The sequence below is a fragment of the Dokdonella sp. genome, from assembly GCF_036518555.1.
In the GTDB taxonomy this organism is placed as follows: domain Bacteria; phylum Pseudomonadota; class Gammaproteobacteria; order Xanthomonadales; family Rhodanobacteraceae; genus Dokdonella_A.
The window spans coordinates 1-24,039 of record NZ_DATDMY010000107.1; the positions used below are offsets into that span (position 1 = coordinate 1).

Annotated in this window: 21 protein-coding genes and 1 tRNA gene; 14 read left to right on the forward strand and 8 right to left on the reverse strand. The window is 69.9% G+C overall.

Going from position 1 to position 24,039, the window contains the following annotated elements:
• Both VI238_RS06525 and VI238_RS06530 read left to right on the forward strand, forming a co-directional pair.
• Positions 1 to 913 (forward strand): transketolase-like TK C-terminal-containing protein (locus VI238_RS06525; protein ID WP_414650031.1); only part of this gene is annotated, 913 nt, incomplete at its 5' end.
• A gap of 651 nt (positions 914 to 1,564) precedes the next feature.
• Positions 1,565 to 3,922, forward strand: coding sequence for a DUF3772 domain-containing protein (locus VI238_RS06530; RefSeq protein ID WP_331649684.1), 2,358 nt, complete (start codon positions 1,565 to 1,567; stop codon positions 3,920 to 3,922).
• Between the two features lie 82 nt (positions 3,923 to 4,004).
• Here the strand turns inward: VI238_RS06530 and VI238_RS06535 are convergent, their stop codons facing one another.
• Together VI238_RS06535 and VI238_RS06540 are read right to left on the reverse strand one after the other, a co-directional pair.
• Positions 4,005 to 4,364 carry an HU family DNA-binding protein gene (locus VI238_RS06535; protein ID WP_331649686.1) on the reverse strand — a complete coding sequence of 120 codons (360 nt, stop codon included), beginning with the start codon at positions 4,362 to 4,364 and terminating at the stop codon, positions 4,005 to 4,007.
• A gap of 159 nt (positions 4,365 to 4,523) precedes the next feature.
• Entirely contained in the window at positions 4,524 to 5,438 is a 915-nt protein-coding gene (locus tag VI238_RS06540; protein ID WP_331649688.1) for a prohibitin family protein, read from the reverse strand.
• A gap of 296 nt (positions 5,439 to 5,734) precedes the next feature.
• On the opposite strand from VI238_RS06540, the gene VI238_RS06545 reads away from it, so the two are divergent.
• Genes VI238_RS06545 through VI238_RS06555 form a run of 3 tightly spaced genes read left to right on the forward strand, consistent with a single transcriptional unit; the run spans position 5,735 to position 10,003 of the window.
• Positions 5,735 to 8,095, forward strand: coding sequence for a DEAD/DEAH box helicase (locus tag VI238_RS06545; protein WP_414650032.1), 2,361 nt, complete (start codon positions 5,735 to 5,737; stop codon positions 8,093 to 8,095).
• On the forward strand, positions 8,092 to 8,919 hold the full coding sequence (locus VI238_RS06550; protein ID WP_331649690.1) for a ribonuclease H-like domain-containing protein: 828 nt from the start codon (positions 8,092 to 8,094) through the stop codon (positions 8,917 to 8,919). The genes VI238_RS06545 and VI238_RS06550 overlap by 4 nt, the downstream gene beginning before the upstream one ends.
• A gap of 16 nt (positions 8,920 to 8,935) precedes the next feature.
• Positions 8,936 to 10,003, forward strand: a complete 1,068-nt coding sequence (locus VI238_RS06555) for a hypothetical protein (protein ID WP_331649692.1) — start codon at positions 8,936 to 8,938, stop codon at positions 10,001 to 10,003.
• Positions 10,004 to 10,403: 400 nt separating this feature from the next.
• Here the strand turns inward: VI238_RS06555 and VI238_RS06560 are convergent.
• Positions 10,404 to 10,480: transfer RNA gene (locus tag VI238_RS06560), tRNA-Met, on the reverse strand.
• Positions 10,481 to 10,628: 148 nt separating this feature from the next.
• Here VI238_RS06560 and VI238_RS06565 point away from each other — a divergent pair.
• The 3 genes from VI238_RS06565 (at position 10,629) to bfr (ending at position 12,044) form a co-directional block, all read left to right on the forward strand.
• Entirely contained in the window at positions 10,629 to 11,156 is a 528-nt protein-coding gene (locus tag VI238_RS06565) for an RNA pyrophosphohydrolase (RefSeq protein WP_331649694.1), read from the forward strand.
• 89 nt (positions 11,157 to 11,245) lie between these two features.
• The gene (locus VI238_RS06570) at positions 11,246 to 11,446 is read left to right on the forward strand and encodes a (2Fe-2S)-binding protein (RefSeq protein ID WP_331649695.1); all 201 of its coding nucleotides are present in this window, start codon (positions 11,246 to 11,248) and stop codon (positions 11,444 to 11,446) included.
• Between the two features lie 127 nt (positions 11,447 to 11,573).
• A complete protein-coding gene (bfr, locus tag VI238_RS06575) occupies positions 11,574 to 12,044 on the forward strand; it encodes a bacterioferritin (protein ID WP_331649697.1) in 471 nt (156 codons plus the stop codon).
• Between the two features lie 39 nt (positions 12,045 to 12,083).
• Here bfr and VI238_RS06580 read toward each other — a convergent pair whose 3' ends face one another.
• Together VI238_RS06580 and hemJ are read right to left on the reverse strand one after the other, a co-directional pair.
• Positions 12,084 to 13,778, reverse strand: coding sequence for an EAL domain-containing protein (locus tag VI238_RS06580; RefSeq protein WP_331649699.1), 1,695 nt, complete (start codon positions 13,776 to 13,778; stop codon positions 12,084 to 12,086).
• Positions 13,779 to 13,834: 56 nt separating this feature from the next.
• Positions 13,835 to 14,263, reverse strand: coding sequence for a protoporphyrinogen oxidase HemJ (hemJ, locus tag VI238_RS06585; RefSeq protein ID WP_331649701.1), 429 nt, complete (start codon positions 14,261 to 14,263; stop codon positions 13,835 to 13,837).
• A gap of 147 nt (positions 14,264 to 14,410) precedes the next feature.
• Here hemJ and VI238_RS06590 point away from each other — a divergent pair, with 147 nt between their 5' ends.
• The 5 genes from VI238_RS06590 to VI238_RS06610 all read left to right on the forward strand — a co-directional run bounded on the left by VI238_RS06590 (position 14,411) and on the right by VI238_RS06610 (position 17,953).
• Positions 14,411 to 15,133: a DUF6776 family protein gene (locus VI238_RS06590; protein WP_331649703.1), complete on the forward strand. Its 723-nt coding sequence runs from the start codon at positions 14,411 to 14,413 to the stop codon at positions 15,131 to 15,133.
• On the forward strand, positions 15,120 to 15,554 hold the full coding sequence (locus tag VI238_RS06595; RefSeq protein WP_331649705.1) for a polymer-forming cytoskeletal protein: 435 nt from the start codon (positions 15,120 to 15,122) through the stop codon (positions 15,552 to 15,554). Before VI238_RS06590 ends, VI238_RS06595 begins: the two co-directional genes overlap by 14 nt.
• Positions 15,555 to 15,606: 52 nt before the next feature.
• Positions 15,607 to 15,975, forward strand: a complete 369-nt coding sequence (erpA, locus tag VI238_RS06600; RefSeq protein WP_331649707.1) for an iron-sulfur cluster insertion protein ErpA — start codon at positions 15,607 to 15,609, stop codon at positions 15,973 to 15,975.
• 31 nt (positions 15,976 to 16,006) lie between these two features.
• Positions 16,007 to 16,981, forward strand: coding sequence for an NAD(+) diphosphatase (gene nudC / locus VI238_RS06605; RefSeq protein WP_331649709.1), 975 nt, complete (start codon positions 16,007 to 16,009; stop codon positions 16,979 to 16,981).
• A gap of 81 nt (positions 16,982 to 17,062) precedes the next feature.
• Positions 17,063 to 17,953: a regulatory signaling modulator protein AmpE gene (locus VI238_RS06610; RefSeq protein WP_331649711.1), complete on the forward strand. Its 891-nt coding sequence runs from the start codon at positions 17,063 to 17,065 to the stop codon at positions 17,951 to 17,953.
• A 775-nt stretch (positions 17,954 to 18,728) separates the two neighbouring features.
• Here the strand turns inward: VI238_RS06610 and VI238_RS06615 are convergent.
• Together VI238_RS06615 and VI238_RS06620 are read right to left on the reverse strand one after the other, a co-directional pair.
• Positions 18,729 to 19,847 carry an MGDG synthase family glycosyltransferase gene (locus VI238_RS06615; RefSeq protein WP_331649713.1) on the reverse strand — a complete coding sequence of 373 codons (1,119 nt, stop codon included), beginning with the start codon at positions 19,845 to 19,847 and terminating at the stop codon, positions 18,729 to 18,731.
• Positions 19,844 to 21,718 (reverse strand): MFS transporter, encoded by a 1,875-nt coding sequence (locus VI238_RS06620; RefSeq protein ID WP_331649715.1) that lies wholly within the window; start codon positions 21,716 to 21,718, stop codon positions 19,844 to 19,846. Before VI238_RS06620 ends, VI238_RS06615 begins: the two co-directional genes overlap by 4 nt.
• Before the next feature lie 216 nt (positions 21,719 to 21,934).
• On the opposite strand from VI238_RS06620, the gene VI238_RS06625 reads away from it, so the two are divergent.
• Positions 21,935 to 23,578: a tetratricopeptide repeat protein gene (locus VI238_RS06625; RefSeq protein ID WP_331649717.1), complete on the forward strand. Its 1,644-nt coding sequence runs from the start codon at positions 21,935 to 21,937 to the stop codon at positions 23,576 to 23,578.
• A 23-nt stretch (positions 23,579 to 23,601) separates the two neighbouring features.
• Here VI238_RS06625 and VI238_RS06630 read toward each other — a convergent pair.
• Positions 23,602 to 24,039, reverse strand: a 438-nt coding sequence (locus tag VI238_RS06630; protein ID WP_331649719.1) for a phosphoribosylglycinamide synthetase C domain-containing protein, incomplete at its 5' end; no start/stop codon positions are given.

Consider the following 24,039-nt stretch of genomic DNA (forward strand, 5'->3'; position numbering starts at 1 on the left):
CGTGCCGATGCTGCCGTTCTACATCTACTACTCGATGTTCGGCTTCCAGCGCATCGGCGACCTCGCCTGGGCCGCCGGCGACATGCGCACGCGCGGCTTCCTCGTCGGCGGCACCGCGGGTCGCACCACGCTCAACGGCGAGGGCCTGCAGCACGAGGACGGCCATTCGCACCTGCTCGCGGGCGCGATCCCGAACTGCCGCGCCTACGATCCGACCTTCTCGTACGAGGTCGCGGTGATCCTGCAGGACGGCTCGCGGCGCATGCTGCAGGAGCAGCAAGACGTCTACTACTACGTCACCGTGATGAACGAGAACTACGCGCATCCGGACATGCCCGCCGGCGTCGAGGCGGACATCGTCAAGGGCATGTACCTGTTCAAGGACGGCGGCAAACCGAAGAAGAACGAGCCGCGCGTGCAGCTGCTCGGCTCCGGCACGATCCTGCGCGAGGTGATCGCCGCGGCCGAGCTGCTCGAGAAGGACTTCGGGGTCGCGAGCGACATCTGGTCGTGCCCGAGTTTCTCGGAACTGCGCAAGGACGGCTTCGACGCCGAGCGCTGGAACCGCCTGCACCCGATGGACAAGAAGCCGCGCAAGGCGCACGTGACCGCGTGCCTCGAGTCGCGCCCGGGTCCGGCGGTCGCCGCGACCGACTACGTGCGCGAGTACGCCGACCAGGTCCGCGCGTTCATGCCGCTTGGCAAGCGCTATGTCGTGCTCGGCACCGACGGCTTCGGCCGCAGCGACACGCGCGCGAACCTGCGCGGCTTCTTCGAAGTCGACCGCTTCTGGATCGCGCACGCGGCGATCGCCGCGCTCGCCGCGGACGGCCAGATGAACCCCGAGGACGTCGCGCGCGCGATCAAGCAGTACAGGCTCGATCCGGACAAGCCGAATCCGTTGACGGTGTGATTTCGTGGTGGGGACGGCGTTGCCGCCGCCCATGAATCCCTCTCCCGCTTGCGGGGGAGGGTAAGGTGAGGGCGCTTGTGCCGTGCGCTTCATTATTCTTCTTCCAGAGCGGGCACGGCTGCCTTCGCATCGCTCACTCACGTCCCTGTGAGTTCGTCCCGCATCCCTGCGGGCCGGTGACTTCTCTTTGCTTGTCCAAAGAGAAGTCACCATGAGAAACGCCACCCCAGGCGGCCCGGTCAGCGGGCTTCCTGCCCGCTGACCGCGCGAGCGGGCTACGGGGTTCGTCGACGACACGTCCCTGCGTCGGCAACGAACGCGTGCGCATCCATGCGCACGCCCCTTCGGGCTGATCCTACGCCCGCCCGCCGGGCCGCGAGGGGGCCTGTTGAGAAGCGCGCGCTCCTGCGCGCAGAAGCCGAGCGGAGCAAAGCCGAGTGAAGTAAAAGTAGCGAGCAAAGCAAGCCATCGGAGCGCGCGTTGCAATCGGCGCAGGGTGGGACTCGCGGTCGTGCGTCACGCCATCCATCGACGTTCTCGTGCCGCTGCGGTGCATTTGCGGCGCCGCTGGCCGGCCGCGCCTGAAGCGCAACCGACCACTGCGTGCGGTTCGCATTGACGGCGTGCCCGGCGCGCTTCGATCATCGGCCGATGACCCTCGCCCGCCGCCTGTTCCTCGCATTCCTGCTCGTGCTCGCGGCGTCGTCCGCGGTCGCCCAATCGCCCGAGACGGGCAAGCTGCTCGACGAGGCGCGCCAGGCCATCGCCGACGCGCGCAAGCAGCTCGACGGCGGCGACGTCGACGACGCGACCCTGTCGAAGCTGCGCGACCAGATGGGCGCGGTCGACACGCACGCGAACACGCTGCTCGGCGATCTCGCGCCGAAGTTCGATGCGATCGCCGCGCGCATCGACCAGCTCGGGCCCGCGCCGCCGAAGGGCGGCGAGGCGCGCGACATCGCCGCGCAGCGCGCCGACCTCGAGAAGGAGCGCGCCGGCCTCGATGCCGACATCAAGCGCGCGAAGCTGCTCATCGTCGACAGCGGCCAGGTCGTCGCGCAGATCGCGCAGGCGCGACGCGCGAACTTCCAGGCGCGCCTGTCGCAGCGCACGCCCTCGCCGCTGACGCCGACGTTCTGGCGCGCAATCGCGACCAATCTCGACCGCGACGTCGCCGGCGCGCGCGCGCTGCTCGTCGCGACCGGCGCGGCGATCCTCGCCGCATTCGCGCCGGAGCATCGCGTCGCGAGCCTCGTCGGCGGCGCGTTGGGCCTGCTGCTGATCCTGCTCGGGCGCTGGTGGGTCGAGCGTGCGCTCATGCGCTGGACCGCCGACCGCATGCCGCACGGTCGCCTGCGCCGCTCCGCGCTCGCGTTCGCGACGGTGGTCGCGACGACGCTGCTGACCGGCCTCGGTGCGCAGGCGATCGTGCTCGCGCTCGACTGGCACGGCGTGTTCGGCGACGACGCTCGCGCGCTCGCGCGCGCGGTCGTGAGCGCGGTCGTGTTCGGCAGCTACGTGACCGGCCTCGGTCGCGCGCTGCTCGCCGCGGCGCGACCGTCGTGGCGCGTGCCGCCGATCTCCGACGATGTCGCCGTGCGCCTGCGCCACTGGCCATTGCTGCTCGGCGGCGCGGTCGCGTTCAGCGTGCTGCTCAAGCACTTCAACGAGATCGCGGGCTCGAGCCTGTCGGCGACGATCGCGGGCAGCCTCGTCATCGCGCTCGTGTACGCCGTGCTGATCGGCTCAGGATTGTTGCGCGCCACGCGCGCCCCCGACGGCGACGCGGAGAAAAGCGCACGTCCGGCGTGGGCGGGCCTTTGCATCGCCCTGCTGTGGGCCGGCGTCGCGCTCGCCTTCGTCGCCGCGCTGGCCGGCTACGTCGCGCTCGCGCACCAGGTCGCGCGCCAGATGATCGGCCTCGGCATCGTCGCGGTCACGTTCTACCTCGTCGTGCACCTCGTCGAAGACCTGTTCGCGGCCGCGTTGTCCTCCCAGGCCAACTGGGCGCGTCGCACGTTCGGCCTCGACCAGCGCGTGCTCGACCAGATCGCGGTGCTGGCTTCGGGGTTGTTCCGCGTACTGGCGCTCGTGCTCGCGCTGCTCGCGGCACTCGCACCGTTCGGTACCGAGCCGGCCGACCTGCTGTCGCAACTCGGCCGTGCGGCGGCGGGTATGAAGATCGGCCAGATCGAAGTCACGCCGGTCGCGGTGTTCGGCGCGCTCGCGGTTCTTGCGCTCGGCATCGCCGCGATCCGCGCACTGCAGCGTTGGCTGCACGACAGTTACCTGCCGACGACGCGGCTCGATCCGGGCATGCGCACGTCGGTGACCACGCTGCTCGGCACCGCGGGCATCGTCGTCGTCGTCGCCTTCGCGCTGTCCGCTCTCGGCCTCGGCCTCGACCGCATCGCGTGGGTCGCGAGCGCGCTCTCGGTCGGCATCGGCTTCGGCCTGCAGGCGATCGTGCAGAACTTCGTATCGGGCCTGATCCTGCTCGTCGAGCGCCCGGTCAAGGTCGGCGACTGGGTCGTGCTCGGCGACGCCGAGGGCGACATCCGCCGCATCAACGTGCGCGCGACCGAGATCCAGATGGGCGACCGTTCGACCGTCATCGTGCCCAACTCCGAGCTCATCACCAAGAGCGTGCGCAACGTGACGCTCGCGAACGCCGAGGGGCGCGTGCGCTTCCGCGTGCCGCTGCCGCTCGACAGCGATCCGGCGCGCGTGGTCGACATCATCAAGGCCGCGTTCGCGGCGCACCCGGGGGTGCTGCGCCAGCCGCCGCCGAACGTACTGCTCGAGAGCATCGAGAACGGCAGCCTCATGTTCGTCGTGGTCGGCTTCATCGCCAATCCGCGCCAGTCGGGCCAGGTCCGCAGCGATCTGCTGCTCGACATCCTCGCGCGCTTGCGCGCGGAGGATATCGCGCTGTCGACGCCGTATCAGGTCAATCTCGGACGCGTCGGCGACTTCGGTGCGCAAGGCCCGCTCGCGGGGACCGACTGACGCGCGCGGGTTCGCGGACCGGGCCCGGAAACGACGCCGCCGGCACGCGGCCGGCGGCGGGTGCAGCGGTGCAGCGGACGGCTTACTGCGCGGCGTCCTTGAGCTTCTTCAGCGCGCGCACCTTGACCTTGACGCTGGCCGGCTTGGCCGCGAACCAGCGCTCTTCCTTCGTGAACGGGTCGATGCCCTTGCGCTTCGGCTTGGCGGCGACCGAGACGGAGGTGATCTTCAGCAGGCCCGGCAGCGTGAACACGCCGGCGCCCTTCTTGTGCAGCGAATTGGCGACCGTCTGCTCGAGCGAGGCGAGCACGGCGCGGACACCCTTGGTCTCGACGCCGCTCTGCTCGGCCAGGTGCGCGACCAGGCCCGACTTGCTCAGCGGTTCGGTAATCGGCTTCGACGCGCTCTTCTTGCCGGCGGCCGGCTTCTTGGATGTAGCCATGGTTTTCGTTTCTCCGTGGGGGTAGCGCGGCGCTGTGCACGCGCCGCTGGGCCTAGCGTATCCGTTTTTTGGCGCGTGCGCGCAAGAATGCCTAGAAACAGGCCATTTGTGCGCCGCGACGTGCATCGCGCGCGGGAAAATGGCGGGTTTCCCGCGGCGTCATTCGGCCTTCTGCGAGGGCGTGAAGAACGGGATCGGCGTGCCCGCGTAGATCGCTTCGGGCAGCTTGCCGTCCCAGCGCTCCGCCTTGACGCGCTCGACCTCGATGCGGCGCAGCTCGAGCACTTCCTTGCTCTTCGCGAGCGCGTCGTTCTGCACGCGCAACGCGTCCGCCTGTGCGTTCGCGGCCTTGATCGTCGCGTACGCTTCGCCGTCGGCCTTCGCCTTCAGGGCGTTCGCTTCCGCTTCGGCGACCGCGACTTTCTGCTTCTGCTCCGCCTCGACCGTCTTCACCTTGTTTTCCGCGGCGAGGCGCAGCTGTTCCTGCGTCACCTTCTCGTTGATCGCGGCCATGTACTCGGGCGAGAACGCGAAGTTGCGCATGTCGATGTTGATGACCTGCGCGCCGTACACCTCGAGCTTCTGCTTGAGCGCGGCGTTGATGTCGGACGACACCTGCGAACGCTTGGCGATGAGGTCGGGCGCGTTGTACTTCGCGGTCACCGCCTTGAACACTTCCTGCGTCGCGGTCTGCACGTAGGAGGAGAGGTCGCCGTCATGGCTGTACTTCTCGTACACCTCGGCGACGCGGTCGGTGATGATGCTGTAGCGGACGGTCAGGCTCACCTTGACCGGCTGCTGGTCGCTCGTGCTGCCGTCGGCGTTGTCGATCTGCGCCTGCTCCGCACGGATGCTGAACAGCGCGAGCCGTTGCCACGGCATCACGACCGCGAGGCCTTCGTTCTCGATGCCGCGGATCGCGCCGAACTGGGTCAGTACGCCGCGCGAGCCGGTCGGCACCTGGCGGAACGGCCAGAACGCGGACAGCACCAGGCCCACCACCGCGACGATCACGACGTCGCGCACGACCTTCTCGATCTGCCAACGCCCCTGGGCGTCCTGGTAACGCGCCATCGCATTCTCCCCCGGATGAGTCGCGGCCGCGTGCCGCGCGCGGCGGAGTCTGCGGCACGCGATCGAACGACGGCAAGCACCCGTGACGGCGTCGACGGCAGGGCCGTGGGCATCCGACGAGCGGCTCGAGAGCCCGGATCGCCCGCTCCGCAACGGGAGCCCGCGACACGGGGCGACGAGGCCGCTGCCGTCGTCGCGGCCCCGCGCGTGCGAGAGACAGCACGCATCTCACGAGGTGAGACGGCGGTTTCATCTGCTGGCGCCTTTTCCGGGAGGCTACCGTGTCGGACATCGCGATCAGGGCGGCGCAGGAAGCCGACCTCCAGACCCGTTCCGCGGACGGTCTCGTCCGGCGCCTCGCGGACAAGTACGCGGACCGCATCACCGGCACCTTCCGGCTTCCCGCACAGGCTGGCGTCTACCGGCCGATGCCGGCGAACGTCGCGCCCGGCCTCGTGCGTGCGCTCGCGTCGCGCGGCATCGAACGCCTCTATTCGCACCAGGCGGACGCGTGGGACGCGGTCCACGCGGGTGCGCATGTCGTCGTCGTGACGCCCACGGCGTCGGGCAAGTCGATCTGCTACCACCTGCCGGCGATGGACGCGGCGCATCGCGATCGCGCGAAGTCGCTCTACCTGTTCCCCACCAAGGCGCTCGCGCAGGACCAGGTCGCCGAGATGCTCGAACTCAACCGCGCGGGCAACCTCGGCCTGCGTGCGTACACGTTCGACGGCGACACGCCCGCGGATGCGCGGCAGGCGATCCGCGTCCATGGCGACATCGTCGTGTCGAACCCGGACATGCTGCATCAGGCGATCCTGCCGCACCACACGAAATGGGCGCAATTCTTCGAGAACCTGCGCTACGTCGTCATCGACGAGCTGCACACCTATCGCGGCGTGTTCGGCTCGCACGTCGCCAACGTGCTGCGGCGACTCAAGCGGATCTGCGCGTTCTACGGCGTCGCGCCGCAGTTCATCCTGTGCTCGGCGACGATCGGCAATCCCAGGGAGCACGCCGAGGCGCTCATCGGCGACGACGTGGTGGCGATCACCGAGAGCGGTGCGCCGCGGGGCGAACGCCACGTCATCCTGTGGAACCCGCCGGTCGTCAATCCGGACCTCGGCATGCGCGCCTCGGCGAGGTCGCAGTCGAGTCGCATCGCGCGCCATGCGATCCGGTCGCGCCTCAAGACGATCGTGTTCGCGCAGTCGCGCCTCATGGTCGAGGTGCTCACGAAGTACCTCAAGGACGTGTTCGACCCCGATCCGCGCAAGCCCGAACGCATCCGCGCCTATCGTGGCGGATACCTCCCCACCGAGCGGCGCGCGACCGAGCGCGCGTTGCGGGACGGCACGCTCGATGGCGTGGTCAGCACGTCCGCGCTGGAACTCGGCGTCGACATCGGCTCGCTCGATGTCGCGATCCTCAACGGCTATCCGGGCTCGATCGCGGCGACGTGGCAGCGCCTCGGACGGGCCGGTCGGCGGCAGAAGCCGTCTTTGGGCGTGCTCGTCGCATCGAGTCATGCGCTCGACCAGTACGTGATCCGCCATCCGGAGTTCTTCGAGCACGCGCCGCCGGAGACCGCGCGCATCGCGCCCGACCAGCTGCTGATCCTGCTCGATCACATTCGTTGCGCGGCATTCGAGCTGCCGTTCGCGCGCGGCGACCGCTTCGGCGAACGCGACGCGGCCGACTTCCTCGAGGTGCTCGCCGAGGCGGAGGTCGTGCACGCCGAGGCCGACCGCTGGGACTGGATCGCCGACAGCTACCCCGCGCAGGCCGTGAGCCTGCGCGCGGTCGCCGACGGCAACTTCGTCGTCGTCGACCGCACGAACGGACGCCAGGCGATCATCGGCGAGGTCGACTACTCGGCCGCCGCGCTGACGCTCTACGAGGGCGCGATCTACATGGTCCAGTCCGCGCCGTACCAGGTGGAGAAGCTCGATTGGGACGGTCGCAAGGCGTTCGTGACGAAGACGTCGGTCGACTACTACACCGACGCGATCGACTACACGAAGCTCAAGGAACTCGAGCGCTTCGATGGCTGCACGTCGGGGCAGGGCACGTGCCACCACGGCGAAGTCCACGTCGTGAGGCGCGTGTCGGGCTACAAGAAGATCCGCTTCTACACGCACGAGAACATCGGCTACGGCCCCGTCGTACTGCCGGACCAGGAACTGCAGACCACTGCAGTCTGGTGGCAGCTGCCGCAGGCGGTGCTCGATGCATCATTCGCCTCGCGCGACGCGGCGCTGGACGGATTCCTCGGCGCGGCATACGCGCTGCACACGGCCGCGGTGGTCGCGGTCATGGCGGAGGCGCAGGATCTGCAGAAGTCGGTCGGCTCGGGCGATGCCACCGCGCGCGTGCCGAGCCAGCGGAACGCACGCGTCGCCGGAACCGGGCGAGCGCCGTCGGTCGACTTCAACCCGACCCTCTACCTCTACGACAACTACCCCGGCGGCATCGGCCTGAGCGAGCCGCTGTTCCGTCGCAGTGCGCAGCTGATCGCCGACGCGTATGCGCTCGTCTCGGAATGCGACTGCGCGATCGGCTGCCCTGCATGCGTCGGCCCCGTGCTCGCCGCCGAGGAAGCGAGCGGGCGATCGGTGAAAGCGCTGGCCCTGCAGGTGCTGGAGAACCTCGCATGACGATCGTCGATCGGCTGAGGGCGTTGCAGCGCCAGGCGGGCCGGCCGGGTCCGCGCGGCGAGCCGGACTCCGACGTGCGGCAGGCGCTTCGGCGCCTGATCGGCGCCCGCGATCGCAGCGCGGGGCTCGCGCGCGAGGCGCTCGCCGCACCGGTCGGCGCGCAGGTCGCGAACGGACTGCATCTCGTCGAGCAGCGGATTCCCTGGGATGGACCTCGCGACCTCGCGCTGCCGGGCGGCAGCGACCCGCTCCACGTCCATCGCGAGCGCGTCGCGTGCTTCGACACGGAAACGACCGGGCTCGCAGGCGGCGTCGGCACCAAGGCATTCATGATCGGCCTCGCGCAATGGCGTGGCGACAGCCTGCACGTGCGCCAGCTCTATCTGTCCGCGCTCGCCGGCGAATCGGACATGCTGCGCCTGTTCGCCTCGTGGCTCGCGCCGGACGCGATCCTCGTCAGCTACAACGGCCGCAGTTACGACGCGCCCCTGCTCAAGGGACGGTACCGCATGCACCGCCATACGCATCCGTTCGACGCCCTCCAGCATGTCGATCTGCTGCATCCCGTGCGGCGCGCGTACCGCGGCCAGTGGTCGGACTGCCGCCTGAAGACCGTCGAGCGCGAGCTCCTCGGCATCGTGCGCGAGAACGACCTTCCCGGTTCCGAGGCTCCGGCGGCATGGCTCGCCTTTCTCCGCGGCCGATCCGCGCATCCGTTGAAGCGCGTCGCCGAGCACAATCGGCAGGACGTCGTCACCCTCGCGGCGCTGCTGGAGCACTTCAGCCGGAGACACACCGAGGACGATCGGGCCTTGAGCGCGTAGCTCGACGCGTCATCGAGTGCCCAAGCGCCGCACCGCGAGCGGCAGGCCCGAATTGGACGTGGCCGCTTGCGTCGCCGACGACACATGGTGCCGATCGTTGACCGTCCCTGGGCGCAGCCCGATCATCGTCGTCGGGGATGCTCGTGGAGGAGGGATTCGAATGCGGGTTGGTGTGCTCGCAGCGCTCGTCGGCGTCGTCGTTGTTGTCACCGGTCTGTTCGTCTACGGCTATCCGCGCGCCATCACTGGCAGCCCCGCCGCTCCCATTCGCGAGCGATCGCCGGCAGCTGTCGCGGGCGCAGTCGATCCTGCGCGGAAGAGCAGCGCCACCGAAGTGCCCGGGAGGCCCGGCGCGCCCCCGCGCGAGGAGTCCGAACCGCGCTACTTCGACGGCACCCGGAACTTCGGCGAGTTGATCCAGAGAGTGAACGCCGCAAGGAATGGAGCCGACGCGCTCAAAGCCAAGATGGATGCGGCGACGTTGTGCGACATGACGGACCGCGAACTCGACGAGCGGTTCGCCCGGTGGAAGAAGCGCAATGGCGGAGCGAGCGCGGCAGAGGCGTCATTCGACGCATACAAGGCATACAGGAAGCGGTTCTGCGTCGGTTGGAACGGGGAGACGGTCGGGACCGTCGCCGGCGAAATGCTCGATCTCGATCCGTCGAACGATTTGAATACGTCACAACAGGTGGCGGAGGACGACGACACGGAACGCGCGGTCGCGATGGCTCTCGATCTCGTCCGAAACTCCGAGTCCGCCGCCGCGATCCGCAATGCGGCCGTGTTCCTCTCGAACGCGGGCGACGGGGCATGGACGGATGGGCAGGAGGTCGTTCAGGGAACCTATCTGTTCAGGCAACTGCCGCAGATCCGGCTGCTCGCCGTGGACATGATTGCGTGCGAACTCGGCGGCGGGTGTGAGAGCGATGGCTTCTATGCATGGGCGGCCTGCCAAGCCTATGACCTGTGCCACCCCGGAGTGAGCATGGATGAAATATGGAGAAGAACGAATCCACCCGATTTCTACGACGCGGCCCGACGAATGGCCGCATCCATGAGGCGCTCCTCGGAGACGCACTAGGCCCTCGCCGGACGGTGCGGCGGGTGTCGCAGCGGCTCGCGCGGTAACCGTCGCGTCCAAGACGCAGCCTGCGCGCGACGCGCACGCGCCGAACCCGCGCAGATCGTTCGAATGCGCATGGGGAGCCTTCGCGCGCCGCGCATCGCTCGCCGTCGGTGTCGCAAGCCGGCGCGTGAGTGCGCCATTGCACGCGCGTGCGCCAGGCGCGACCGACACTTCCCGGGTTCGGGTTCTTCGCCGGCAACACGGTGGGGCCGACGGCTGCAACGAGCCATCGGAGTCCCGGACCGATCGTGTTCTCGAGTCTTCACCCCGGCGGGGGAGGCCGGTAGCGCCAACGCCTGCGGGTCCGCATGGGGACGCGGGATCCCGGATCGGGTGAGTGCGTTCGTGAGGGAGGTGGTGGCTATGGGTGGACTCGAACCACCGACCCCAGCATTATGAGTGCTGTGCTCTAACCGGCTGAGCTACATAGCCAACGGCGGCGCGTGCGCGGCACGCGCGGAAGGGCGTGCGATTCTAGTGCCTCGGCGCGGCCTGTCAAGCGTCGCGACGCCGGTTCGCCTTGCCGCGTGCGCGAGGCGTGTGGAAGAATCGCTCGCATGTACGTTATCGGCCATCAACCATGATCGACCCCGATGGCTACCGACCGAATGTCGGCATCATCCTCCTGAACGCCCACGGGCACGTGTTCTGGGCGCGTCGCATTGGCCGCGACGGCTGGCAGTTCCCGCAGGGCGGGATGCGCAGCGACGAGACGCCGATCGAAGCGATGTTTCGCGAACTCGGCGAGGAAACCGGCCTGCTGCCGCAGCATGTCGAAGTGCTCGGCTCGACACCCGGCTGGCTGCGCTACCGCCTGCCGCCGCGCCTCGTGCGCCGCCACGACCGTCCGGTCTGCATCGGCCAGAAGCAGGTGTGGTTCCTGTTGCGCCTCGTCGGCGAGGAATCGGCCGTGCGGCTCGACGCGACCGACAAGCCGGAATTCGACCATTGGCGCTGGGTCGATTTCTGGTACCCCGCCGCGCATGTCGTCACGTTCAAGCGACGCGTCTACGAGCAGGCATTGCGCCATCTGGTAGGCCTGGCCGAGGACAGTTGCCGCGTGACGCTGCGCGAGCAGCGCTGGCTCGCCGAACTCGTCGGCACCTGAACCCGGCGCGCCTTGGCGCCTGCTGGCCGGTAGTTGACAATCATTCTCATTTACATTCAAATAGTGGCATCCTGATTCCGGGTGCCACCATGTACGTCTGCATCTGCAATGCCGTGACCGACCGTGCGATCCGCGAAGCCGCCGACAACGGTGTGCAGACGTTCGCCGAGCTGCGTCGCCGCACCGGTTGCTCGGACTGCTGCGGCAATTGCGAAGCGCTCGCGAGCCAGATCTTCCACGAAGCGCGCGCGCGCACGCTCGACCTGCCGCTCATCGCCGCGGCGGCGTGACGCCGCGCGCGCGGCGGCGCACGGAATGCGTGCGATTTTCGTTCCATCGCGTGCGCGTCCGCGCGCGCTATAGTCGTCCCGTTACGCCGCGCGCCCGCGCGGCACCGCCCGTGACGGAGACCGTGCAATGAAAGGGAACGCGAAGATCATCGGCCATCTCAACAAGGTGCTGTTCAACGAGCTGACCGCGATCAACCAGTATTTCCTGCACGCGCGCATGTACCGCAACTGGGGTTTCAAGGAACTCGCCGAGCACGAGTACAAGGAATCGATCGACGAGATGAAGCACGCCGATCGCCTGATCGAGCGCATCCTGTTCCTCGAAGGCCTGCCCAACCTGCAGGCGCTCGGCAAGCTGCTGATCGGCGAGTCGCCGAAGGAAGTGCTGTCGTGCGACCTTCAGCTCGAGATGCAGGCGGTGCCCGACCTCAAGGCCGCGATCGTCGAGTGCGAGGCGCTCGGCGACTACGTCAGCCGCGAACTGTTCGAGGACATCCTCGAATCCGAGGAAGAGCACATCGACTGGCTCGAGACGCAGCTCGGGCTCATCGCCAAGCTCGGTGAGAATCCATACCTGCAGACCAAGATCGGCGGCTGAGCCGCCTGCGCGGAGCGCAGCCGCGCTCGGCAGCGCGTGCTACATGCGCGCGCCTTCGAAGTCGAACGCGAGGTCGCTGTCGGCGGCCTGCACGAAATTGCCCTGGATGAGGTCGACGCCCGCGCGCACGAGTGCGGCGATGCCGCGTGCGTCCTCGACGAGCGGCGCGATCACGCGCACGCCGCGCTCGTGCAGGCGATCGAGCCGTACGACGAACGCATCGCGCTGCGCCTCGTCGTCGAGCACCGGCGGCCGCGCGAGCTTGACGAAATCCGCCGGCAGCACCGGCAGCGGGTGCACGTCGGCGAGGTCCTCGTCGAACCCCGACAGCGACAATCGCGCGCCGAGCCCCTGCAGCGCATCCGCGCAACGCTGCGCCTCCGCAGGGGCCTCGATCGCGTCGGCCGAACGCAGCTCGACGACGATCGAACGCGCGTCGACGCCGTGTCGCGCGAGCGACTCGGCAAGCGCAGCCATCGATTGCGGATCGCGCAGGCTCGCGATCGACTGGCTCACGAACAGCTGCACCGGACCGGACCGGCGCGCGGCCACGCGCTCGACGCAATGCGCGAGCACCCAGCGATCGACGGCACCGATCAAGCCGGCGTCGCGCGCGGCCGGCACGATCTCGGACGCCGCATGCACGCGACCGTCCGCGCCACGCAGCCGCAGCAGTGCCTGGAACTGCGCACCCTCTTCGCCGCGCAGGGAGACGATCGGCTGGAATACCAGCTCGAAGCCCGTCCCCGCGAGCGCCCGACGCACGTGCGCGGCGAGGTCGCCGCCGTGCGTCGCGTCGAGATCGCGCGCGACCGCCACCCCGTGCGCGCCTTGCGCGTGCAGGCCGGCGACGAGTTCGCGCGCAGCGTCGTACATCGCGCGTGCGGTGCGCGCGCCGCGCAGGAACGGGCAGACGCCGACGTCGAAATTGCCGCTGCGCGCGAGCGCCGCGCGCAGGCGCATGGCCTCGGCTTCGAGTGAGTCGCCCGGCAGATCGCGATCGAACACGAGGTAGCGGTCGCCCCCGTCGCTCGCGACCCGATCGCCCGCGCGTGCGTGCGCACAGAGCGCGCGCAGCGTTTCGGACGTGCGCGCCGCCGTCGTGGCGGGATCGCCCGGATCGGACGAGGCCAGCACGAACAGGCCGCCGGCAAGGATCGCGGCGTCGTCGCGTGCGAGGCGCTCGGACACTTCTCGCAGCAGCTGGTCGCGCGAACAGGCGGTGCCTCCGCGCGGACCGAAGCTCGCCGGCGATGCGCCGGTACCGGCCCCGGGTGCGGCTTGCGCCGCTGCGTCCGCGCGCGCGGGCATCGCGGCGAAGCGCGTCCAGTACTCGGGCGGCGGCATGACGAGCAGCGGGAAGCCGTTCTCGCGCGTCGCGCCGGCGACGAGCGGAGACTCGTGCGCCGCACCGGGCGGCGGCGACGGCGCATCGAGCCGGCCGATGAGGCCGTCCAGCCGCGCGCGACTCGCGCGGTCGGGAAGGCGCGGCGGATCGAGCAGGCCGATGCAGGTCGCGTGAAGTTCGTCCAGCATGTCGGCGAGCGGCGCATGGCCGAGCTCGCGGCAGGCGAGCGCGACGCGCCCGGCATCGTCCGCGAGCGCGTGCAGCAGGTTGAGGTCCCACGCGGCGCGCAACTGCTCGCCGCGCCGGCGCAGGCGTTCGATGCGCGGCGCGAGCTGCTGCGCCCAGAGGCGGCGCGGAAACCGCATTGCAGGGTCGTTCGCCGTCATGGCCGATGCTCGTCCCCCGATCGGTGCAGGGGCGATCATACCAGCGGCCCGCGGCCTCAACCGGGCTTGACCACCACGAGCAGCACGATCGCGATCAGCAGCAACGCGGGCACTTCGTTGAAGATGCGCAGCCAGCGGCTCGATCGCCGGTTGTCGTCGCGCGCGAACGTGCCGACCATGCGCGCGAGCGAGGCGTGGTAAACGATGAGCAGCGCGACGAGCGCGAGCTTCGCGTGCAACCAGCCCTGCTGCAGGTAGGCCGTGCTCGACTGCGCGAACGCGACGAGCGTGAGCGTGCCGAACAGGAGCGCGAGCGCGCCGCCGACATGGGTGATGCCGAGCAGGCGCCGCTCCATCACCTTGAGCCGCTCGCGCACGACGGCCTCGGTCGCCTCGGCGTGGTAGACGAACAGGCGCGGCAGGTAGAACAGGCCCGCGAACCAGGTCACGACGAAGATGATGTGGAACGCCTTCAGCCAGAGCATGGCGCGATCCCGTCCGCAAAGCGGCGATTGTACGGCGCGCCGCGTGCGCACGGTTCGGCGCACGGCGCGGGCCGCCTTCCTTGACCCGGCACGCGGGCACGACATATAAGCGTGCACCTCGCGCAGCGTGCGCGGCCGAATCGCGTCATGGCCCCGATCCCGTCCCTCGTCATCCGCCGGCACGATCCCGTCCGGCAGCGCCGCACGCGCGCATTGCTCGCCGCGGTATGGCTCGGTTCGCTGCTGATCGTCGCGGGCCTGGTGGCGACGTTCGTCGCGCGCGCGCCGGGGGCGACCCATTCCGCAGAGTTCGCCGAAGCGCAGAAGGAGATCGAAGCGCTGAAGGCGCGCGTCGCGATGCTCGCGCGCTCCGAACAGGTCGCCAAGGCCGCGCTCGGCGACGTGCAGCAAACCCTGCGCGACCGCGAGGAAGAGGTCGACGGACTGCGCGCCGACCTCGCCTTCTACGGCCGCCTCGTCGGCGGCGGCAAGCGCGAGGGCCTGGCCGTGCACGCGCTGCGCATCGCGCCGATCGCGGGGTCGCAGGCATGGAACTTCAATGCAACCTTGACCCAGAACTTCAAGCGCGGCGAGGACATCAAGGGGCGGCTCACGCTCACGATCGAGGGCGTCGCCGACGGCAAGCTGCGCACGCTCGACTGGCCGGCGCTGAGCCAAGGGCAGGACGCGTCAGGAATCGAGTACCGCTTCAAGTATTTTCAGCAGGTCGGCGGTACCATCATGCTCCCCGCTGGATTCGCCGCCAATCGCGTCGTCGTTCGTGCCGACGGCGAGGGCGGTCGCGTCGAGCAGGAGTTTTCCTGGAAGGACGCCGTCAAGGGCGAGGAGGACGACAATGTTCCGCAGTGACAAGCGCAACGACCGTGCGATGGCGGCGATCAGCACGCTGATCGCGGCGGGCACGACCATACGCGGCGACGTCCATTTCAGCGGCGGCCTGCACCTGGAGGGCGTGGTCGAAGGCTCGATTTCTGCCGAGGGCGACGATGCGGTGCTCACGCTCAGCGACAAGGGGCGCATCACCGGCGAGGTTCGCGTGTCGAACGCGGTCGTCAACGGCACCGTCAACGGCGACATTTTCGCGGCCGCACGGCTCGAGCTCGCGGGTAATGCGCGCATCACCGGCAACGTGCATTACAAGGTGCTCGAAATGGCTGCCGGCGCGCAGGTCAACGGCCAGATGCTCTACCAGGCCGAGCCGCAGCGCCGCCTGCTTTCGCCAGGGCTCGCCGAGGACGTCGACACCGGCGCCGAGCCGGCGCACGCTTGAAATACCCCGCCGGCGCTCCGATCTTGGCAGCGCGATCGACGCCGCAGAGCCCATGAACGACACGAACATTCCGAGTTACCTCGACGCAGGCCCGGCGCCGCTGCTGTTCACCACGGCCGCCGCGGGCAAGGTGCGCGAGCTCATCGCCGAGGAAGGCAACCCCGAGCTCAAGCTGCGCGTCTACATCAGCGGGGGCGGCTGTTCGGGCTTCCAGTACGGCTTCACGTTCGACGAAGCGCGGGCCGACGACGACCTCGCGGTCGACAAGGACGGCGTGACCCTGCTCGTCGATCCACTGAGCCTGCAGTACCTCGCGGGCGCCGAGATCGACTACGCCGAATCGCTGACCGGGGCGCAGTTCGTGATCCGCAATCCCAATGCGAAGACGACCTGCGGATGCGGCTCCTCGTTCACTGTCTGAACCTCGGCCGCGCCGGCGGCGCGCGCGTCGCATGAGCGAACGCACCAACATTTTCGCGGGGCTCGGCCTCGACCGCAACGCGGAGCGACGCGACGACGCGCCGTGGGCCGCCGCCCAGTGCGCCGATCCGAATGCGCGCTTCCTCGTCCTCGGCGCCGACGCGTCAGGCGGGCGTCCCGCACTGTTCGCGCCGCAACACGGCGCGTTGCGCCTGCTCGACGGCGGCGAGCGCGACGCGTGCCTCGCGCGCGCGCCGGCGACCTACCTCGGGCACGACGAGCGCGGGCCGCTGTTCGGGATCGTCGCCGACGCCGGCGACGACGTGCGCATCGCCGACGCCCTCGGTGGCGCCTGGATCGACCTGCGCAGCGCGGGTACGCGCCTGCCCGCGTTCCAGAGCGGCCTGTTCGCCTATGCGCGCGCGATCGCGCACTGGCAGGCGCGCACGCGGTGGTGCAGCGCCTGCGGCGCGGCGCTCGAACTCGTCGCCCTCGGCCATCGCGGCAAGTGCACGAACGCCGCGTGCGGGATCGAACATTTCCCGCGCGTCGATCCCGCGATGATCGTGATCGTGAGCTGGCAGGACCGCTGCCTGCTCGGGCGCCAGGCGGCATGGCCCGAACACCGCTGGTCGACGCTCGCCGGCTTCATCGAGCCGGGCGAGTCGCTCGAGGATGCGGTCAGGCGCGAGGTGTACGAGGAAGCGGGCGTGCGCGTCGGCGCGTGCGCCTACCATTCCTCGCAGCCGTGGCCGTTCCCGTCCTCGCTCATGCTCGGCTTCACCGCCGAGGCGATCGATCCGTCGATCCGCGTCGGCGAGGAACTCGGCGACGCGCGCTGGTTCAGCGTCGGCGAGATCGTCGACGGGCTCGCCGCCCGCACGCTCGTGCTGCCGCCTCGCTTGTCCGTCTCTCACGAGCTGATCGCGCACTGGCTGCGCGAGCGCGGCGGCGTGGAGCTTGCCGACGTGCTCGGCGACGAACCGTGGTCGAAGCCGCGCGCCTAGTCGCGCGCCGTGCCGCGGTGCGCTGTTGCGCGCGCGCGTCCGCTAGAATGCGTCAACGCTCCGTCGCGCATCCGATCGACCATGGCCCAGACCCTGCTCGCCGTCCTGCTCGTCCTCGCGGCCGGCTACGCCTTGCCGGACTTCGCGCGCTGGCGTGACTTCTCCTGGTTGCGGGTCTGGCTCGCGCAATGGACGCGCGCGAGCGGCGATGCGGCCCGGCCGCGCTTCGCCGCGGCCTGGCTACCGCTGCTGCTGTTCGGGTTGTGCGAGCTGATCCAGTTCGTCCTCGGCCAGGTCCTGTTCGGCCTGCCTGGGTTCGCCTTCGCGGTGGTCGTGCTGTTCTACTGCTGGGGGCCGCGCGATCTCGATGCGGACATCGACGCGGTACTGAAGGCGCCCGACAGCGACCGGCGCCTCGCCGCGGTGCAGGCGCTGCGTGCCGACCAAGCGGGCGCGCCGCTGCCGTTCGACGCCGCGCCGCTGGTCGAAGCGACGTTCACCGCAGCGCTGTCGCGCTGGTTCGGCGTGCTGTTCTGGTTCGTCGTGCTCGGTCCGGCCGGCGCGCTCGGTTACCGCGTCGTGCAGTTGCTCGCGCGCCATCCCGCGTTCTCCGACGGCGTGGAGGCGACGCAGCGCGAACTGCTCGAACGCACCGCACGCATCCTCGACTGGGCGCCTGCGCATCTCGTCGCGCTCACGCTGGCGCTCGTGTCGGACTTCGACGCGGTCGTCAAGACCTGGCGCGACTATCACACCGCGCACGGCAAGGGCTACTTCACGCTCGACCTCGGTTTCCTCGGCGCGCTCGCCAAGGCCGGCATCGACGCGGACGTCGAGGCGGGCGACGGCTATGCGAGCGACGTCAGCAACCCGTTGGTCGAACTCGCGGATGCGCAGCGCCTGCTGCGCCGCATCCTGATCGGCTGGCTCGCGCTGATCGCGTTGGCGGCGTTGATCGTGCTCACGCATTGACGGGTGTGTGCGGTTCTTCGCATTTGCCGCACGCGCGGTTTCATTCTGTTCTCGAGGAAAAGGCGCGGCTTCTTTCGCGAGGACTGACCCGCATCCCTGCGTGCTCGTCCCGCATCCCTGCGGGCCGGTCACTTTCTGTGACTCCGGGCATCCTGCGCTCCGCCCTTCGGGCCAGCTCCGCTGTTCGCGCCGCTCCTGCGGCGCAGTGATTGCCCAAGAGAAAGTGACCAAAGAGAAGGGCACCCCGACAGCAGCGCCCTCCGGGCATCCTGCCCGGCGGGTGCGTGAACGACGGTCGGGGTTCGCCGACGGCGCTTCCTGCGCCGACGGCGAACGCGCGTGCATCCATGCACGCGCCCCTTCGGACTGATCCGCCCGTCGTTCACCGCCGCCGACGGGGACCCGAGGAGCGGCGCGCTCCTGCGCGCAGAAGCCAAGCGGAGCTAGCGAGCCATTCGGAGCGTGGGTCGCGATCGGCGTAGGGTGGGACGCAGCGGCGCGAACGCGTCGATGGATGGCGAGGCGCACGACCGCGAGTCCCACCGGATTCGACGGAGCGCGATCGTTGTCCGACGGTCCACGAAAGGGCATCGCGACTGAAGTCGCTCCTCCAGCGGCGTGTTTTCGTTGTTCTGCAGGAGCGGCTTCAGCCGCGATGCTCTTCGACAAGCCGCTGCGTCGAACACGGTGGGACTCGCGATCGTGCGTTGTCGTATCCGTGGTGTGCATTCGTGCCGCTGCGTCCCACCCTACGAGGAATGAGGTGCGCGGCTGGTCAACCGCCCAGCACGTGCGCCAGCACGTCCCGCGCGGCGTGTGGCCGCCCGAGGGCTCCAGCGCGTGCGGCGAGTGCGGCGAGTCGCGCCGGGTCCCCGACGAGGTCGCGCACGCGGTAGTCGAGCGCGATCGCATCGACCGCCTTCAGCGCGGCGCCCTGCTCGAGCAAGTAATCGCAGTTGCGCTCTTCCTGGCCGGGGATCGGCGCGTGCACGATCATCGGCTTGCCGAGCGCGAGGCATTCGGACGTGGTGAGGCCGCCCGGCTTGGTGATGACGAGGTCGCACGCGTGCATAAGGCGATCGACCTGGTCGGTGAAACCCTGCGCGATGAGGCGCTGCGGATGATGCGCGGCAAGCGACTGCAACTGCGCGAGCGCCTTCGCGTTGCGGCCGGCGAGCGCGACGAGCTGGACGTCCGCGTCGAGCGCGAGCAGCCGCGCAGCGACCTCGTCGAGCCCACCGAGGCCGGCCCCGCCGCCCATGAGCAGGATCGCGCGGCGCGCCGGATCGATGCCGAACCCGGCCGCGCACGCGGCGCGATCGTGCGCCTGCGCGAACGCGGGCATGATCGGGATGCCGGTGACGTGGATGCGCTCGGCGTCGAGGCCGCGCGCGCGCATGCGGAACGCGACCTCGTCGCTCGCCGCGAACCAGCCGGCCATGTCGGGCACGACCCACATGCCGTGCAGGTCGAAATCCGTGACGACGACATGCACGGGGCAGGTGAGCCGGCCGCGGCTGCGCTCGCGCGCGAGCAGTTCCGCGGGCAGGAAGTGCGTGCAGACGACCGCGTCGGGCGCGAAGCGCGCGATCTCCCGGCGCAGGTCGCGCGTGTTGAGACGCTCGATCGCACGGCGCAGGCGCGCGGCCGGCGCGCTCGGCGGCGTCCGGTCCATGATCCGGTAGAGCATCGCCCAGGTCGACGGCGAGTGTTCGACGAGCTTGAGGTAGAGGTCGGTGTAGAGCGTGCGGAACGCACGCGGTACGTGCTGCATGACGTCCAGGTGCAGCACCTCGACGTCGAACTCCGCTGCGGCCGCGCGCAGCGCCTCGGCGGCGCGCACGTGGCCGGCACCCGCGGAGACGCTGAGCAGGAGCAGGCGCTGTCGCGTCAAGCGTCGGTTCCGCGCAGCTCGCGCACGCGCTGCTCGAGCACGGGCGCGTTCGCCTCGACCGCGGGCAGCGGCACGCCGGCGACGAGGCCGATGCGCGCACGGAAGCGCCGCGGCAGGCGCGCGCGTCCGAGCGCGCTGTCGCGCCGGCTGAACACCGAGCCCCACAGCCCGCGCAACGCGAGCGGCACGACCGGCACCGCGCGGCGCGCGAGGATCTGCTCGACGCCGGGGCGGAACGTGTCGATCGCGCCGTCGCGCGTGAGTCCGCCTTCCGGGAAGACGCAGACGAGTTCGCCGTCGGCGAGCGCGCGATCGATCTCGTCGAAGGCGCGCTCGAGCAGCGCGGGATTCTCCTTGCGCCCGGCGATCGGGATCGCCTTGGCGGTGCGGAAGATGAAGTTCAGCACCGGGATGTCGAAGATCCTGTGGTACATCACGAAGCGCACGGGGCGGCGCACGCTGCCGCCGATGATGAGCGCGTCCATGAAGCTCACGTGGTTGCAGACGAGCAGCGCGGCGCCCTCATCGGGAATGCGCGCGGTACCCTCGACCTCGATCCGATAGAGGGTGTTGACGAGGATCCAGGACAGGAACCGCATCAGGAATTCGGGTACGAGCGTGTAGATGTAGATCGCGACGAGCGCGTTGAGCACCGCGGTGGCGAGCAGGATCTGCGGGATCGAAAGGCCGGCCGCGGAAAGGCCGAGCCCGAACGCGGCCGCGCCGACGATGAACAGCGCGTTGAGGATGTTGTTGCCGGCGATCACGCGCGACAGCTCGCTGCGTTCGGCGCGGCTCTGCACGAGCGCGAACAGCGGCACGATGTAGAAGCCCGCGAACAGGCCGACGAGGACGAAATCGAGCGTGATGCGCCAGCCGCCCGGCGCGGCGAGGAACGCGAGCGCCGACAGGTCGTGCAACGTGGTCGCGGCGGGGCGCGCGAAATAGAGGTCGAGGCCGAACACGGTCAGGCCGATCGAGCCGAACGGCACGAGGCCGATCTCCACCTTGTGGCCCGACAGCCTCTCGCACAGAAGCGAGCCGATGCCGACGCCGATCGAGAACAGCGCGAGCACGAGGATCTGCACCGATTCGGTGCCGCCGAGGAACAGCTTCGTGTAGTTGGGCAGCTGCATCGTGAACACGCCGCCGAAGAACCAGAACCAGGAAATGCCGAGCACGGAATTGAACACGGTACGGTTCTTCGCCACGAAGCCGAGCACGCGCCACGTCTCGGTGAGCGGATTCCAGTTGAAGCGCAGATCGGGCGCCGTCGCCGGGGCCGGCGGGATCGCGCGGCTCGTGAGCCAGCCGGCGATTGCGATCGCGATCACGAGCAGCGACGCCGGCAGCGGGCCGCTGCTCATCGCGACGCCGCCCGCGATCATGCCGACGAGCACCGCGAGCGAGGTGCCCATCTCGACGAGGCCGTTGCCGCCGACGAGTTCGTCCGTGCGCAGGGCCTGCGGCAGGATCGCGTACTTGATCGGGCCGAACACGGTCGAATGCAGGCCCATGAGGAACAGCACCGACAGCAGCAGCGGGATGCTCTGCAGCCAGAAGCCCGCCGCCGCGAGCGTCATCGCGGCGATCTCGAACAGTTTCACCCAGCGGATGATGCGCGCCTTCTCGTACTTTTCGGCGAGCTGGCCCGCGCTCGCCGAGAACAGGAAGAACGGCAGGATGAACAACGCCGGTGCGATGTTCGAGTAGAAGCCGACCGCGTGCTCGTCCAGACCCATGTGGTAGCCGACCAGCACGACGAGCGCGTTGCGGAATGCATTGTCGTTGAACGCACCGAGCGCCTGGGTCGCGAAGAACGGCGCGAAACGGCGCGTGCCGAGCAACCGGAACTGGCTGGATCCGCTCATGGCTGGCCTGCGTTGGAAGTCGCCCGAATGTAGCAGGATCGAGCCGCCGATCGTGCCGGCCGGCCGCCTCGGCGGCGCGGCGCGGAGCACCGTGCGGCGCGTCCGTTCGCGATGCCCGGGCGCGCCGGGCGGGAACTTCGCGGCGCACGCGGGGTCTCGGCGGGCCGCGCGGCGAGGCGGTAAACTCGGCGGCTCGTCCCTCGAACCCCCAAGCCGATGTTCCTGCGTACCCTCGCTCCGCTCGCTCTCGCCGTCGCCGTCGCGTTCGGCTCGACCCACCTGCATGCCGAAGCCCTGGTCAAGCCGGTGCCGACGCCCGACCTGTCGCGGCTGCCGCCCGCGCAGGCCGACGAACTGCGCAAGACGCGCGAGACGTTCGAGAAGAGCAAGATCGCGCTCGTCGGCGAACCGCTCGCCGAGGCGTACGCGATCCTCGGCGCGGCGTATGCGCGCAACGGCTTCGTCGATGCGGCAACGATCGCGCTCGAGGACGCGAGCCTGCTCGCGCCGAAGGACGGCCGTTGGGTCTACGTGCAGGGCGTGCTCGCGCGATCGCAGAAGCAGGCCGGGGTCGCGCAGAACTACTTCGACATCGCCCTGCAGCTCAACCCGGAGTACCTGCCGATCCGCGCCACGGTCGCGCGCGGCAAGATGGACAACGGTGATCTCGACGGCGCGCGCAAGCTGCTCGCCGACTATGTCGCCAAGCACACCGACCAGGCGGTGCCGTACGCGATGCTCGGCGAGATCGCGCTGAAGCAGAAGCGCTACGCGGAGGCGATCGAACAGACGCAGCGCGCGCTCGCGATCGATCCGAAGGCGACCGCGCTGTACGCGACGCTGGCCGAAGCGCAGGCAGGGGCGGGCAATGCGCAGGCCGCCGCCGACGCGCGTGCGAAGGCCGGCAACGTGCCTCCCGTGCTCGCCGATCCGCTCGGTGACGGCCTGCTTGGTCGCGCGGGCACCGCGGTGACCGGCACCGGTGCGGCTGCTGCGCCGAAGGGCATCGGCGACGTTCCCGCGCTGCTCGCGCTGCACCAGTACGATGCCGCGCGCAAGGTGCTCGATGCCGCCGTCGCGGCGAGCCCGAAGGATGCGACGCTGCTCGCGCTGTATGCGCGCGCGGAGGCCGCGGCCGGCAATCTCGCCGCGGCCAACGCGCGCGCGGATGCGGCGATCGCGGCCGACCGCAACAGCGCGCTCGCGCAGCTCAGCAAGGGCGTCGCGCTCGAAATGGGCAACGACGACGCCGGCGCCCAGCGCGCGTACCAGGAAGCCGTGCGGCTCGACCCGAAGCTCGGCGAGGTACGCGCGCTGCTCGGCGCGCTGCTGCTGCGTACCGGTCGCGCCGCCGACGCGGCGGTGCAGTATCGCGCGCTCGTGCAGCTGGATCTTCGCGACGCCGAACACTGGATGCAGCTCGTCGGCGCGGACGTCGTCGCCGGCCAGTGCGGCTCGGCCCTGCGCGACTCGAGCGATCTGCTCGCGACCGACGTCAACAACAAGTTCGTGCTGCAGCTGTTCGTGCGCCTCGCCAGTACGTGCGCGCAGGCGAGTGCGGGCGAACGCCGCGGCGCGCTCGAGTACGGCAGGAAGCTCTATGCGGAAAACCCGAGCGCGCCGAACGGCGAAGCCTACGCGCTCGCGCTCGCGGCGAACGGCAAGTGGGACGACGCGGTGAAGACCCAGCAGGCCGCGATGTTCGTGCTCGTGCGCAACGGCCTCAAGGCGGCGCTCACGCCGTACCGCGAGGTGCTGCAGCAGCTGCAGGCGCACAAGCTGCCGGACCGGCCGTGGCCCGCGAGCGCCGCGGTCTACCACCCGCTTCGCCTCGCGCCGGACGCTCCGGCGAAGCGCTGACCGCGCGTGATCGTGCTCGGCGCTCAGCGGCGCAGCGCGCGATGGCCGATGTCGCGTCGGCAGAACGCGCCGTCGAAGCGGATCGCGCGCACGCGCGCGTAAGCGCGTTCGCGGGCGACGCCGAGGTCGTCCCCGACCGCGCATACCGCGAGCACGCGACCGCCGGCTGTGACGACGGCCCCGTTCGCGGCGAGTGCCGTGCCCGCGTGGAACACCTTGACGTCGCTGCCGTCGGGCGCGTCGAGCCCTTCGATGACGTCGCCGCTGCGCACCTTGCCAGGGTAGCCGGCCGCGGCGACTACGACGCCGAGCGCAGGGCGCGGATCCCAGCTCGCCTGCGCGCGATCGAGGCGGCCGTCGAGCGCATCCTCGACGAGGTCGACGAGGTCGGATTTAAGGCGCAGCATGATCGGCTGGGTTTCCGGGTCGCCGAGGCGCGCGTTGAACTCGATCACCTTCGG